The sequence below is a fragment of the Arthrobacter sp. AZCC_0090 genome (genome assembly GCF_014207375.1).
In the GTDB taxonomy this organism is placed as follows: Bacteria; Actinomycetota; Actinomycetes; order Actinomycetales; family Micrococcaceae; genus Arthrobacter.
On sequence record NZ_JACHEE010000007.1, the window covers coordinates 184,408 to 198,328 of the forward strand.

At 63.0% G+C, this 13,921-nt stretch carries 12 protein-coding genes; 5 read left to right on the forward strand and 7 right to left on the reverse strand.

What is annotated here, in order from left to right:
* Positions 1-50: 50 nt before the first annotated feature.
* The 4 genes from HNP00_RS13145 to HNP00_RS13160 are packed head-to-tail and all read right to left on the reverse strand — an operon-like array spanning position 51 to position 4,053.
* Positions 51-1,028, reverse strand: coding sequence for a PDR/VanB family oxidoreductase (locus tag HNP00_RS13145; protein WP_184739755.1), 978 nt, complete (start codon positions 1,026-1,028; stop codon positions 51-53).
* A 2-nt stretch (positions 1,029-1,030) separates the two neighbouring features.
* Positions 1,031-1,546 carry a hypothetical protein gene (locus tag HNP00_RS13150; RefSeq protein WP_184739757.1) on the reverse strand — a complete coding sequence of 172 codons (516 nt, stop codon included), beginning with the start codon at positions 1,544-1,546 and terminating at the stop codon, positions 1,031-1,033.
* Between the two features lie 29 nt (positions 1,547-1,575).
* Complete coding sequence (locus tag HNP00_RS13155) at positions 1,576-2,745, reverse strand: medium chain dehydrogenase/reductase family protein (protein ID WP_221451474.1); 1,170 nt, start codon at positions 2,743-2,745, stop codon at positions 1,576-1,578.
* Between the two features lie 24 nt (positions 2,746-2,769).
* Positions 2,770-4,053: a Rieske 2Fe-2S domain-containing protein gene (locus HNP00_RS13160; RefSeq protein ID WP_184739760.1), complete on the reverse strand. Its 1,284-nt coding sequence runs from the start codon at positions 4,051-4,053 to the stop codon at positions 2,770-2,772.
* A gap of 165 nt (positions 4,054-4,218) precedes the next feature.
* On the opposite strand from HNP00_RS13160, the gene HNP00_RS13165 reads away from it, so the two are divergent.
* From HNP00_RS13165 to HNP00_RS13180, 4 genes are all read left to right on the forward strand, one after another.
* Entirely contained in the window at positions 4,219-5,814 is a 1,596-nt protein-coding gene (locus HNP00_RS13165; protein ID WP_184739761.1) for an IclR family transcriptional regulator C-terminal domain-containing protein, read from the forward strand.
* A gap of 143 nt (positions 5,815-5,957) precedes the next feature.
* Positions 5,958-7,220 (forward strand): MFS transporter, encoded by a 1,263-nt coding sequence (locus HNP00_RS13170; protein ID WP_184739763.1) that lies wholly within the window; start codon positions 5,958-5,960, stop codon positions 7,218-7,220.
* A 159-nt stretch (positions 7,221-7,379) separates the two neighbouring features.
* Positions 7,380-8,459, forward strand: a complete 1,080-nt coding sequence (locus HNP00_RS13175; protein WP_184739765.1) for a cupin domain-containing protein — start codon at positions 7,380-7,382, stop codon at positions 8,457-8,459.
* 6 nt (positions 8,460-8,465) lie between these two features.
* A complete protein-coding gene (locus HNP00_RS13180; protein ID WP_184739768.1) occupies positions 8,466-9,419 on the forward strand; it encodes an AAA family ATPase in 954 nt (317 codons plus the stop codon).
* 177 nt (positions 9,420-9,596) lie between these two features.
* Here HNP00_RS13180 and HNP00_RS13185 read toward each other — a convergent pair whose 3' ends face one another.
* The 3 genes from HNP00_RS13185 to HNP00_RS13195 form a co-directional block, all read right to left on the reverse strand.
* Positions 9,597-10,577, reverse strand: coding sequence for an ABC transporter substrate-binding protein (locus HNP00_RS13185; protein WP_184739770.1), 981 nt, complete (start codon positions 10,575-10,577; stop codon positions 9,597-9,599).
* A gap of 71 nt (positions 10,578-10,648) precedes the next feature.
* Complete coding sequence (locus HNP00_RS13190) at positions 10,649-11,485, reverse strand: ABC transporter permease (RefSeq protein ID WP_184739772.1); 837 nt, start codon at positions 11,483-11,485, stop codon at positions 10,649-10,651.
* A complete protein-coding gene (locus tag HNP00_RS13195) occupies positions 11,485-12,198 on the reverse strand; it encodes an ABC transporter ATP-binding protein (RefSeq protein ID WP_184739774.1) in 714 nt (237 codons plus the stop codon). The genes HNP00_RS13190 and HNP00_RS13195 overlap by 1 nt, the downstream gene beginning before the upstream one ends.
* A 399-nt stretch (positions 12,199-12,597) precedes the next feature.
* Here HNP00_RS13195 and HNP00_RS13200 point away from each other — a divergent pair, with 399 nt between their 5' ends.
* Positions 12,598-13,860: an NAD(P)/FAD-dependent oxidoreductase gene (locus tag HNP00_RS13200; protein ID WP_184739777.1), complete on the forward strand. Its 1,263-nt coding sequence runs from the start codon at positions 12,598-12,600 to the stop codon at positions 13,858-13,860.
* The last annotated feature ends 61 nt before the right edge of the window (positions 13,861-13,921 follow it).

The window sequence follows — 13,921 nt, forward strand, 5'->3', positions numbered from 1 at the left end:
CGGCGTGACGCGAGCCGGGCGTCCGCTTCGCCCGGGTCAGGCCCCGCGCTCTAGGCGTCCAGGACCAGCTTGGGGCACTTGGAGCGGCTGACGCAGATGAACATGGTGTCGTTCCTTGCGCGTTCCTTTTGCGACAGGATGGTGTCCCGGTGTTCGACTTCACCCTGCAGGACCTTGGTTTCGCAGGTACCGCAGAACCCTTCCTCGCAGGAGGACATGAAGGAAGGGTTCACCTCGAGCACCACGTCAAGGATGGACTTTTCTGGTGGAACGGTCAGCGTGCAGCCGGACTGCCGCAGCTCGATTTCAAATGGTGCGTCCAGTGCTGTTTCCGCTGCGTCCTCGGTGCGGGCCGATGATGTGGCGGCGGCAAACAGTTCCGCATGGAAGGCGTCTGCACCGAGTGTGTCTGCGGTGATGCCCTGAAGGTCGGCGAGGAGTCGTTCCGGTCCGCACGCGTATACAGCCGTTCCGGCGGGAGCGTTCTGAATTTCAGCGAGCAGATTGGCACGGCCGCTCTCGTCCCGGGGGTACAGCGCGAGGGAATCTCCCATGATCTCCTGGAGTTCGTCGATGAACGCCATGGTTTGCCGACTGGATCCGCAGTAGACGAGGCGGGTGCTTTTACCGGCGGCCATAAGTTCCCGTGCCATGGCCATGATGGGTGTGATGCCGATGCCTCCGGCGACCAGAAGGTAGTGTTTTGCGCCGTCCTCCATTTTGAAATGGTTTCGCGGTCCGCGCGCAGTCAGTTTTGTACCGAGCCGGGCCTCGGAGTGGAGTTCCTCTGACCCGCCGCGCCCGCCGGTCTCGCGAAGGATGGCGAGACGGTACTTGAGCAGCTTGCGGGGGTCGGAGCACAGACTGTAGTGCCGCACCATGCCCGACGGGAGAATGATCTCCAGGTGGGCACCGGGCTGCCATTCGGGGAGTGCGCTGCCGTCGGGAAGCGCGAGTTCGAGGGACATAACGTTACTGGATTCCTGGCGCAGGCCACGCACAACCAGGTCGAGGGTGTCGTGGGACATGGTCAGGCTCCGGTGGTGGGGTGTTGGAAGAGTTTGCCGGGAATGGCTTCCCTGGTTCCGCCTTTGAGGACCTCGGTGAAGTCGCGTGCGAGGTCGGCCTTCCTGACAGTGACGAGCATGTCGAGTTCACGGCGAAGCACTCTCATGGAGGTCGACCCGGGTTCGGAGTCCCATCCACCGAGGCCGACCAGGACGCCCGCGAGAAGTGTCCCCTGGTTCCGTCCTGCAGTGGCCATGGCCTCGACGAAGTCATCAGGAATCTCCTCGAGGCGCGATCCGAGGAACACCATCATGTCGGTGCTGGCTGCGAGGTCGCTGACGGTTTCGGTGCTGGGTTGGGTGTCCGGTTCGTCGATCCCGTGCAGGAGTACCCCGTCAGGGTGGCTTGCAGGAGCTGCAACCAGGACTTCCCGCAGGCCCGCGTCAGACATCGACGAGACGAGCGCAGCGCCCGAGGGCCCGAGGGGGACAAGAAGGATGCGGGCCTTGTAGTAGGCGCGCGACGTTAAATGTGTCATGGGCTTTCCTTAGCTTGGGTTGTCGGTGTTCAGAGCGAAGGTCGAACGACGACGTGCGGACTGCTGGGCCCTGTCCGGTCCAGGAGGGTGTGGAAGAGTTCGTCGACGCCGTCGAGCCCGACGTCGATGCTCGGCACGTGTTGCAAGCCTGTGTCTTCGGCGGCCAGAAGTTCGATGCTCCTTGTGAGTGCCTGCGGTGAACGGCCGCGTACGCCGACGACACCGGACGCGCCACGCACCAGGGTCTTCAGGTTCACTTCCGCGACGGGAGTATCGCCGAGTCCGGCAAGGACCAGACGTCCCAGCTTCCGGAGGTGTTCTGTGGTTTGGAGTGCTGGTCCACCAAGACCGACGGTATCGACGATGACGTCGAAGCCGCTGGTCTTGCCGTGCCTGCCCAAAGCCGCGGAAGTTGATGAGGCGTCGTCGTTGACGACGATGGAGGCGCCCATCGCCTCGGCAATCTCCAGACGATCGCGGCTGGTGCGCGAGTTGCGTCCGAGCACGACGATCTCCTGGGCGCCTCCTGCCCTGGCGGCCGCCACGGCGGCGATGCCGTGGTAGCCCGGTCCAATGATGGCCACGCGCGAGCCACTCGTGGCGCCACCGATGTTGATGACCCAGTCGACCGCGTTGGCGAAGGGTTGGGTCCAGGCGGCGAGATTCGAATCCAGGTCCCGGGGTAGCTTGTGCAGCACTGTCTGGGTCGACAGCTCCATGTATTCCGCGTTGCCGCCGTGAAGACCCGAACCTTCATGGAGTCCCAGCATTCCTACGCGGCGCTGTCCGCCCCACAGATCCGCGTCCGGGCAGAAACGGTAGACGTCCGGCTGCAGGCACGCAGCGCAGGTCGGTCGCCCGCAGGGCAGGTACTCCTCCAGCGCAACCCTGTCGCCGACTTCGACGTCCCACGACCACTGCATGACAGGGGTGAGAGAGACGATTTCGCCAACGACGTGGTGGCCCATCACCGTGGGATGGCGGAGGCCCTGTTGGTACAGGTCCAGATCGGTCCCGCACAGCGCAGAGGATTCTACCTTTAGCCAGCCTGCGGCGCTTGTCGCCAGTCTCGGGTTAATCGCTTGGACCGTGGTGGTTGAATCGGGCGACGAGACAGCGGCCCTGACGGCATAGGGGAGGGCCGTTGCCAGCGTCGCGGCCGTATGGGGAGAGGCGACCATGGAACCGTGGTCTTTCATGCGGGACTCCTAGCGGGTTCGTGTCTAGATGGAAACGAAGTCGGTTCCGGGGACCACCTGGATGGCCTGGTGGGCACCCTCGTGGAACGGGACGTCTTTGGGGAGAAGTATTGACGTCGAGCGCACGCGCTGGTCCGCGGTGTCGATGCCCGGGAGGGTCTCGTCCTCCATGGAGTCCAGTGCTGCGAGCAGGCGGCGCCGCGCCAGGATGATGGCGGCGTCGGAAGTGCCCAGCCGCTCCTTGGTGCGGTCCGCGATGTCGCCCATGCTTTCCTGCAGGGAGAAATCCTGCGCGGCGATGCCCTCGATGCCGGAGAAGGTCTTGTTCTGCTTCTGGGCCTCGCGGTCCATGAGGTAGTCGTTGCCCTTGTTGGCGAGGGTCCGATAGGTTCCCGGAATGTATTTGGCGTGGATGCCGTCGCCGTTGCGCATCTGCTCCAGTTCGTCTTCCCGCAGGTCGCGCGTCGGGTGGTAGTTCCAGGACCAGGCCCAGCATGTGGTGTCGTCGATCGGGACCCAGGCGTGGCCACCCATGGGATTGTGGGTGCCGAAGGGGGGAATGATCGTGTAGAAGGGCATGATCCACTGGGTGATGCGCCAGTAGAACTCTTCCTCGTTCGCGTTGCGCCGGGCTCCGATCAACAAACCGCCGTCGCTTTCGGCGACCTCGAATTTCGGGCGAGTGTCAGCCTTGATGTACTCATTGCCAGCCGTTCCGGAGTGCATGGGGTCATCGTCCAGGTTGAAGCGGTGGGCGAAGGAAACGTGGCTGGAGTCGATGCCGCCCTCCATGGCCTGGAGGTAGTTGGTTTCCTGAAGACGCTTGGAAATGAAACGCTGGCCGTCGCCGAGCTGCGCCCATTCGAGTTCCGGAAGGTCCGGCATTAGCTCCCCGGGACCCATGTACGCCCAGAGCACGCCTCCCCGTTCTACCAGGGGATATGACTTCTGCTTGATCCGGCATTTGAACTTGGAGTCTTCTGGCTCGGACGGCATGTCCGTCAGGTTGCCCTCCACGTCGTACTTCCACCCGTGGTAGGCACACCGTAGGCCGTTTTCCTCGTTGCGGCCGAAGTACAGGGAAGCAGTCCGGTGTGCGCAGAACTCGTCCAACAGGCCCAGCCGGCCGGAAGTGTCGCGGAAAGCTATGAGCTTCTCGCCCAGGAGCTGGACGCACACCGGCGGGCAGTCCGCCTCGGGGAGTTCATTGGCAAGGAGCGCAGGGAACCAATACCGCCGGAACAGGCGCCCCATGGGCGTTTCCGGGCCGGTCTGGGTCAGCAAGACATTTTGTTCTGAAGTGAGCACTGTAGGCCTTCCAATGTAAGCCGAAAATTATCAGTCTGTCCGAATGGCGCGCATCTGCGCGTTATTCGGTCAATGCAGTGTTGCATGGGTCTCATTGATACGTCAAGCAATAGGCCTGGGCGGCACTACGAACGACCACAGGGATGATGGTCTAGATTCGAGAGTGTGAACGCATCAATGCCGGTCGCCGCAGAGCTCGCGGCCACAGACCCCGACTATGTGGACTCCCTGGAACGGGGCCTGTCGGTCCTCAGGGCGTTAAGTGCGCGGGAAGAGGCGCTCTCCGTCGCGGACGTGGCGACGCTTGTGGGTATTACGCGCACCGCGGCGCGCAGGTTCGCCCTGACGTTGGAGTACCTGGGTTACGCAAGCCAGTCGGCGGAGGGGTACAGACTGACCCCCGGGGTGCTTGAAATCGGCGACGCATACCTTCGCAGCAATCCTTTGCCGGACGCCGCGCATCCCCATCTGGAAGAACTCGTCCGGGAGGTCGGGGAAACGGCATCCCTGACCGTCCTGCACAAGCAGCGTGTCTATTACGCCGCCCGTGTGGCCGCCGACAGGATAGTCACCGCAAACATCACCGTCGGCACCAGCGTCGCCGCACACAGCACGGCCACCGGCCGTGTTCTGCTGGGCGACCTCACTCCGGACGAACTCGAGGACTACCTTTCGTCCGTTGAACCCGGCCCCGGTTTCGATCCGGACTACGTGCGGAAACGGATCGAGGAAGCCCGCGGGCGTGGGTGGACGATGGCCGATCAGGAACTGACGCCGGGAATCAGGTCCGTGGCCGTTCCCCTGCGGGACCCGGAGGGCCGGATCGTCGCCGCCCTGAACATTGCCGCCCACGCCACACGCGTGGACGCCGAGGTACTCGAAAACGACTTCGTTCCGCTGCTCCAGTCCGCCTCGCGACGGACCGCGGCTGCCCTCTGGCCGACTTCGGGAGCAGCTCCCGCCAGGTCCGTGATGGCGCCTGCCACCGCCGCTCGCCCCAAGGCGCGCCCATCGGATGTCATCCAATCGGTAGAACGGGGGTTGAGCATCCTCACCGCCTTCGATGAGGGCCACCCAGCCATGAACCTGGCGCAGATATCCGCGCAGTGTCGGCTCCCGCGCTCGGCGGCGCGTCGCTTCGTCCTGACCCTGGCATCCCTTGGCTACCTTGAACAGCAGGGGCGCAGCTACGCCCCAACCCCCCTTGTCCTGGAATTAGGGTACTCCCTAGTGTCCCGGCTTTCGCTCGCAGATGTGGCCAAACCCCGCCTCGAAGGATTGGCGCGGAAACTCGGGGCGTCGGTTTCGATTGGCGTTCTGGACGGCATGAACCTGCGCTACGTAGCCAGAGCCAGTGCACCGAGCCCCTTGATCGTGAACATTCGCCCGGGCACCCGGGTTCCAGCAGAGCGCACGGCCATGGGTCAGGTCCTCCTGTCCCTTCTACCCTCCGCCGCCCTTGAAGATGCCAAGCGTTCCGCGGGCAGAGACAGGGCAGCCGACGGCCTGGCAGACCTCGAGGTCACACTGGCGGCCGTTCGAGAGCAAGGCTGGAGCTACGTTGACCAATTGCTCGAGGCCGGAATACGCGCCGTTGCGGTCCCTCTTCGGAACCGCCGAGGTGAGGTTGTAGCGGCCATGAGCGCCTCAGTACACGAGGCCACCACCCCCGACCGGGACATGACCGAGAATTTCCTGCCGGCCTTACGCGACGCCGCCACGGAGTTCACCATGGATTTAAGGGATGGCCTAAACGCCTAAAATCGTCCGTTTTACGCGCAGAGCGGCACGATGCGGATAAAAAGGATTGCTATCCGCGCCGGAGGGTGGTTATATTCATCACACGCAAATTCTTGTTTTCGCGATGTCCCGCGGCAACGATGCCCCTCCAGAATGGGATACAGATGATTACCCTTGACCCCGCCCAAGTCTCCACCAATGTTGATCTATCCAAGCGCCCTTATCGCTGGCTAGTCCTCGTGCTTTGCTGGCTGGCCTTCACAGTCACCTCCGTTGACCGTTCCACGTGGGGTCCGGCGTCGATCTCTATTGGTGACGACCTCGGCGTGCCCCTGGCAAGCCTGGGGCTCTTCGCTACCTTCTACTACATCGGCTACGTCGCCTCGAACGCCGGCAGTGGATTCCTCACCGATAAGGTTGGTGGCCGCATCCTCATTTCGGTTTCCCTCGTGGGTGCCGGAGGGTCCATGATGCTCTTCGGATCCACGACGTCCGCCTGGATCGGAATGGCCGTCCAGGCAGTCATTGGCCTCTTCGCCGGCGCTGAATATGCCGCCGGAATCAAGTTGATCTCCAGCTGGTTCCGTCCCGAGGAGCTCGGCAAGGCAATGGGGATCTACACCTCGGCTACTTCGCTGGGCGTCGTTGTGGCGAATACCGCGGTCCCCTACCTCATCGAGCACTACTCCTGGCATGCCTCGTATTTGCTTTTCGGAGCAGTTTCCATCGCGGCCGGCGTCGCCTGCTACATCATGCTCCGGCCCGGTCCGGTAGTGTCAAAAAAGGCCAACCTCACAGAGGGCCGCTCCGTCCTTATTGAACTGGGGCGCAACAAGAACCTTCTTCTCTTGGCGCTGGCAGGATTCGGCGGTTTCTGGGGGACCTATGGATTCATCACCTGGTCCAACGCCCTCATGATCAAGGGACACGGCATCGACCCGACTGTCGCCGGCGGCATCGTGGCCATCTATGCAGCTCTCGGCGTGCTTGGCAAGCCTCTCATCGGGTGGATCGCCGACAAGTTCAACGGCGCCCGCAGGGTTCCCTCGATGGTTGTCCTCGGCTGCTTCGCCGTCATGCTCGTCGTCTTCGGCTTGTTGGATAACGCCGTCGCCTTCTTCGTCGCCGCCCCGCTGCTCGGACTCGGGGCATACTGCTACCTCCCCCTCATGGTGGCCCTCGTGCCCCGCCTCGTGAGCAGCCGCGTTCTCGGCGGTGCTGCCGGAATAACAAACGCCATGTGGCAAATCGGAAGCGTCCTGGTCCCGTTGGCAGTGGGCGCCGCCTTCACCGCAACCAACAATTCCTTCATGGCCGCTCTGATCACGCTCGCCGCCGGCCCCTTCCTCGGCATGATCATCATGTACTTCGTGAACGAGCGCCCCGACGACGTCGAAATCGCACTGGCCGACCGGGGAAAGGCCTAGCTGCCGCAGATCCCCTCGGCCCAACGACGGCCCCTGTCCCGAAGGGATGGGGGCCGTCGTGCATGGAGACACATACCGGGATGAAGGGACTAACCATTGCACCTTTAGTCGTTTCGAGGCATACTCAAAGAACCATTGGTCCGATAAAAAGGAGTGCCTGTGTCGACGAAAACCACCACCAAGACCAGCCATTACCACGTGCAAAAAGCGCGACGCGAGAAGTACATCGAGGATTGGCGGGCCAACCACCGCGCCGTCATCCGCGTCGAAGACGTTGAAGCCCGCCTCAAACTGACCCAGCGTGGCTCCAAGATCGGTGTCTACATGGGCGAGGACGGCGACAACCCGACCCGCACCATCGACGCCCTACTGCACGAGATCGACCCCGGCGTCATCACAACGATTCACCGTCACTCTTGGGACGCCATGATCTGGGGCGTTGGCGGTGAAGGCTGGATAGAGATCGACGGCGAACGCGTCAAGATCACGCCCGGCGACTCTGTGCACATCCCCGCGTGGGCGTGGCACCGTTCGGGCAACGACGGCGCCGAAGCAGTCCGCTACGTGACCTTCAGCTCGGAGCCGCTCATGGCCACCATGGGTTTCTCCATCCTTGAGGACCGCGGCCACGAAGAGTTCTCCACCTTGCCCGGCCGTCCGGCCTACACCTCGGCTCAGGGCATCGAGGGTGAAGACGCTTACGCGCGTCGCCTGCGCCGTCTCGGCAACGAGCAGGCCAAGCGCCGCAGCGGTCGCCTGCGCACCGACTGGGAAGAGCTGGAAATGCTCAACACCCCCCGCGGCTCCCGCACAACCTTCCTGCTCGACCGTGCCATCGGTTACGAGGCCTCTGGCATCACCATGGCCATGTTCGAACTCGGCCAGGGCCGCCAGCAGTCCATGCACCGCCACCCGGGCGAGGCTTGGCTGTACGTCGTCGACGGCTACGGCCACTCCTACCTCGGTTCCGAAACCGAAGGCGGCGAGAACCACCCGTGGAAGAAGGGCGACCTCGTCTCGGTTGACCACTTCCTGTGGCACCAGCACTTCAACGACTCCAAGGACAACACCGCCCGGATGGTTCGTGTCCACATGTTCGACTCCTTCCTGGACACCATGAAGGCCATGATGGACCCCATGGTGCTCTTCGAAGAGCCGCCCGCAGAGATTCGTGACAAACAGGCTGGCGACGTGAACACCATCGTCTGGCCTCCGATGATCCGTCCGAGCTGGCCATAAGACCCGATGAGCGTAGATCACCAGCACACCGAGGGAAACTCCCACCATCACCATCACGGGAGCACCCCTCATCGCACCCTTCCGCCGGGAGTAACAGGCCTGCATACGCTGCCTGCCGACCACCACGATGGGCCGTGGGACTCCATGATCGTGCCTCCGGGCACCAAAGAGCGCCTGCTCAGCACCGCGGTGTTGGTCCTGCGCCAAGGGCGGCTCCTGACTAACCTGTCAGGAGCCCCCCACGGGCTCATCGTTCTTGCCGGTCCTCCCGGGACCGGCAAGACCACGCTCGCGCAGGGCCTCGCTCAAGCGGCGGCCCTCGCGGTTTCCAAGCGAGGTGCGACGACGCTCGTCGAAGTCGACCCGCACGCTTTCCCAAGCGATATGCTCGGCGAAAGCCAGCGCGCCGTCTCGAAGCTGTTCCACGACACCTTGCCGGAAATAGCGGCTCGGCGCCCACACACTGTGGTTCTCATAGACGAAGTTGAAGCTCTGGCAGTTCGCCGCAGCTCGGCGTCGTTCGAGACAAACCCGGTGGACGTGCACCGCGCCACGGACGCAGTCCTCGCCGGACTGGACGCGCTCCGCGCGAAATGCCCGCACGTTGTTCTCATCGTCACCACGAACTTCCTGCAGGCCGTGGACGAAGCTGTCCTGTCGCGTGCCGACCTCGTGCTCACCACGGAGTTGCCGAACGCGGAGACGATCGAAGGCATCGTGCGCGGCTCGCTCGAAGAGCTTGCCGGCCAGTGGCAGGAAGTCCGCCCGCTGGCCAAGGACAAGGCGCTGCATGCGGAGATGGCTTCCCTCTTGGTTGGCCTCGACGGACGCCGCGTCCGTAAGACCATGTTGTCGGCACTGGCCAGCCGGACCGAGGTGGCCATGGAACCTGGATTGGTCACGGCAGATGATCTGCGCCGTGCTGCCCAGTTTGCCAGCGACACCGGGGCGCTTTTCTAAGCACCCTTTCGAAGGCCCATCAGCAACGGTGCCCCGGCAGGAAATTCCTGCCGGGGCACCGTTGTTCGTACTGGGTCCTGCTTGTCCCCCAGACCTCCACGAAGGAGGTGCCCGGTTAACGGCCGAAGCGGGAGGCAGGGATAGCCCTGCCTCCCGCCGGCCGTTCAGGCCTTGGGACTACTTGCCCCAGACCTTGTTGACGAAGGACGTGTCAATCACCTTGGAGAGGTCCACATTCTTGATGTCGGGGTTCTTCTTGGACAGCTCGTCCTGGGCAGACTTGAGCTGCTCGACGGTCGGTGCCGGGTTCTGAGGCAGCACGTCCTTGGCGTAGAAGTCGTAGGTCTCCTTCAGTGCCTCGGGATTGTCCTCCTTGAGGTGGGCCTTCAACAGCTGGGTGGAGTACACCTCGTCCGAACGCTCACGTTCGAAGGCCTTCTTAAGCGCCGTCAGGAACTTCGTAACGGTGTCGGCATGATCCTTCGCGAACGCGTCGGTGGTGGCAATGCCGACGTTGATGTTCGGAACTTTGCGCTCAGCAAGGTTCAGGATGCTGTTGAAACCGGCCGCCTTGAAAGCGGCGGATGCCGGCGGGTGGGACACAGCGGCGTCAATGGTTCCCGCCAACAGAGCGTTGTTGACGTTGGTCACGGAGCCAAGCGGGATCAGGTTGACGTCATGCGCCGACATGCCGGCTTCCTTGAGCGCAGCAAGCGTAGCGATGTAGACCGAACCGCTGGAGGAAGTGACGCCGATCTTCTTGCCCTTGAGCGCCTTCATGTCCTTTTCCTTGGACCACAGCTCGTAAGGGAACACCGGAGTCAGGGTGGCGATGGACTTGACCTCCGCGCCCTGGGCAACGCCGGAGACGATCTGGGAGCCTCCGATGGAAGCTAGCTGAGTCTGTCCGGAGACGAGGGCTGGGAAACCTTGGTCGCTGGCGAGGCTGGCGAGCTTGACGTTCAGGCCCTGCTCCTTGAAATAGCCAGCCTCATCCGCGATCCACAGGGGCAGTTCGTCGGCTACTTCTTCGCTATAGCTCACAGTGATGGTGCCGCCGGCGTCGGTAGCACTGCTACCGCCACAGGCGGTAGCAGAAAAGGTCAAAGCCGCGACGGCGACGGCGCCGGGAACCTTGGAGTTGAACCATGACTTCATTGTCGGTGCTTTCTTTTCGGGGAGGGAGGAAGGACACATCCGCGCCAGGAGGGCCCAGCCGGAGATAAGACTCAGTGCGACTGCGGGCGCCATGCCGCGAAGTGCTGCTCAACGCGACGGAGGAGAACCGTCACTGCGACACCGGCAAAGGCGAACAGGAACAGACCCGCGAAGACCTTTGGGGTCTGGAACTGCTGCCCGGCGGTGCTCATCATCATGCCGACACCGTGCTCGGCACCGGCCAGCTCGGCCACGAACACACCGATGAGGGCTTGGCCAACGGCCAGGCGCATGCCACTGGCGATGAATGGAACAGTGCCCGGCAATGCCACAGTGCGGAAGAGCTGGAAATCATTCGCGCCGAAACACTTGGCAACCCGAACCGCGCCTTGGTCCAGTGCGTGAACGCCCTGGGCGGTGTTGATGAGGATCGGGAACACCGCCATCAAGAAGACAATGGCGAACTTGGAGGTGGAACCGATGCCGAGCCAAATGATGAGGAGTGGCGTCAGGGCAATACGGGGCGTGGCATACAGGAAGTTAATGAAGGGATCCAGAGCCCAACCAACGCGCCGGTACCAGCCGATCAACAGGCCAAGCGGCAGGCCAATCAGAACTGCGAGCGCAAGGCCAACAAGAAGCTCTTGGGTGCTCGTCCACAGGTCAATCCAAATATCGCCGCTACTGAAGAGGTCGGCGAATGCTTGGATGACGTCCGCCGGACCTGGCAGCAGCAATTTCTTGTGCTGAATACCTGCCGCGACAGCCCACAGAATGATGGCGACGACGACGGCGCCGATGCCCCAGAGTTTCTGTTCATTCAACCAACTGGGTAGAGCTCGCTCGGGCGTGCCCTTGCGGTCAGCCTTCGATTCAACAGTCGATCCCGAAGTGGTGGTGGTAGACATCAGTGTTCCTCCTGCGCGGATGATCCGGCGGCAGACTTTGAGCTATACAGGACGTCGGCGATCTCATCGCACTTCTCGAGGAATTCCCGCGAGCGGCGCAGGTCCTGGGTGCGCGGGCGCTCCCATGGAACCTCTATCTCCTTGACGATCTTGCCGGGGCGGGGACCGAAAACGCAGACTCGGTCGGCTAGGAAGGCGGCCTCGGCGATGTCGTGCGTAACAAACAGTGCAGTGACATCGCGAGCGGCGCACACCCGGAGCAGTTCAACCTGCAAGACCTCGCGAGTCTGAGCGTCGATGGCGGCAAAAGGCTCGTCCAGGAGCAGTAGCTCCGGCTCGACGGCGAGCGCCCGAGCCAGGTTGACACGCGACTGCATGCCACCGGAAAGGTTCACGGGATACTGGTGCGCGACGTCGCCGAGCCCGACAAGGTCGAGGAGTTCGTGGGCGCGATCGCGCTGTTCGCTTTTCGGCATGTTGGTGGACAGTTCCAGACCATAGGTCACGTTGGCCAGAACCGTGCGCCACGGCAGAAGGTTCGGCTGCTGGAAGACCATCGCACGGTCCGGGCCGGGCCCGGGAATGTTCCGGCCGTCAAGCTGAAGCGTGCCGTCGCTGATGGGAACGAATCCCGCCACGGCGTTCAGGAAGGTGGTCTTGCCACAACCCGATGGTCCCACGAGAGAAATGAATTCGCCGCGTTTCAGCTCCATGCTGCAGTCCTCGACCGCAGTTACGGTACGTCGGGAGCGGCCCTTGGAAGAGTATTGGATGAGGACATCGCTCGCTGTGAGGTGTCCAGATTCTTTTTCGGTCCGACTATCCAGCCCTGCGGGGTCCGAAGCCCCGGACAGCGTCGTCCGACTAGGTGTAGCAGTCATGGATTCACAATAGGTTCAATTGTTAGTCCAAAGCAAGGTTTTTCGTGAATTCGAACACATGAAACGTCCGCGATCCCGACGTCGCCAGGCAAACGCCTCGCTCCAGCCGCGACTCCAACCCATGGGCACGGCCCGCCAAAGTCCCCGAAATTCGCGAGATTTTTGCACACAACCCTCGCCAAGCGGCGTCTTGCACGCTAAGGTTTAATGGACTAACCAATGGAGGATCACATGACCATCTCCGCTCCCGGAACCCTCATCATCGGCGCCAGCCAGGCCGGCCTGCAGATTGCAACATCGCTGCGCGAATTCGGCGACACCGAACCCATCATCTTGGTCGGCAACGAAGACGTCGCCCCTTACCAGCGCCCGCCACTATCCAAGGCCTACCTCGCTGGCAAGGCATCAGTTCAGTCTCTCGGCTTCCGTTCACTGGACTGGTACGCCGAGAAGCAGATCGACCTACGCCTCTCCACCCACATCGAAAACCTCGAGCTTGACGCTCCAGGCTCAGGCAGCGGCGTCGCCGTCACCAGAACGGGAGAAAAGCTCCGCTTCGCACGCCTCGCACTCACCGTGGGCGGCACGCCGCGCCGGCTCCCGATTCCGGGCGCCGATCTCGACGGTGTCTGCGTGCTGCGGGACATCGCGCACGCTGACGATCTGCGCACCCGCCTGCAGGCGGCGACGAACGTCGTCGTCATTGGCGGTGGCTTCATTGGCCTGGAAGCAGCCGCGGCGGCGACCGCGGCTGGCAAAGACGTGACCGTGGTCGACGTCGCTGATCGCCTTCTCGGACGTGCCGTGGCTCCCGAAGTCTCCGCGTTCTACCTAGCGGCGCACCAGCGCCGCGGCACCAAAGTGCTCCTCTCCACGGGCATCGAGTCCATTGAGGGCACCGAACAAAACTCCGTGACCGGCATCCGCCTCGACGACGGCACGGTGCTGCCCGCCGACGTCGTGCTGGTGGGAATAGGGCTCGTGGCACACACCGATCTCGCTGCAAAGCTCGGTCTCGAGATCGATCGCGGAATCGTCGTGGATACGCTCGCACGCACGAGCAACCCGAACATCGTGGCTGCTGGCGACTGCACCACCCTCCCACACCCGCTCACCGGCGAAGGCCGCCATCGCATCGAATCCGTCCAGAACGCGATTGCACAGGCGCAGATTGCCGCAGCAACGCTCGTGGGACGCCCGCAAAGCCCGGCCGCCGTGCCGTGGTTCTGGTCAGACCAGGCGGACCTCAAACTCCAGATTGCCGGCCTCTCCACCGGATACGACGAGGTGGTGGTTCGTGGCGAACCGGACACGGAGCAGTTCTCGGTGCTCTACTACGCTGCCGGAAGCCTGATCGCTATCGACTCCATCAATGCCCCGCGTGACTACATGGCCGTCCGCAAGCTCCTCGGGGCCGGCGGCACCATTCCCGCTGAGCTTGCCGAAGACACGAACGTGTCGCTCAAGGACCTCGTGGCGGCCCCGGCCGTCTGAGCGGCATTCAGCAAACGAGGTCGCCCCTCACCTCCGCGGAGGTGAGGGGCGACCTCGTTTG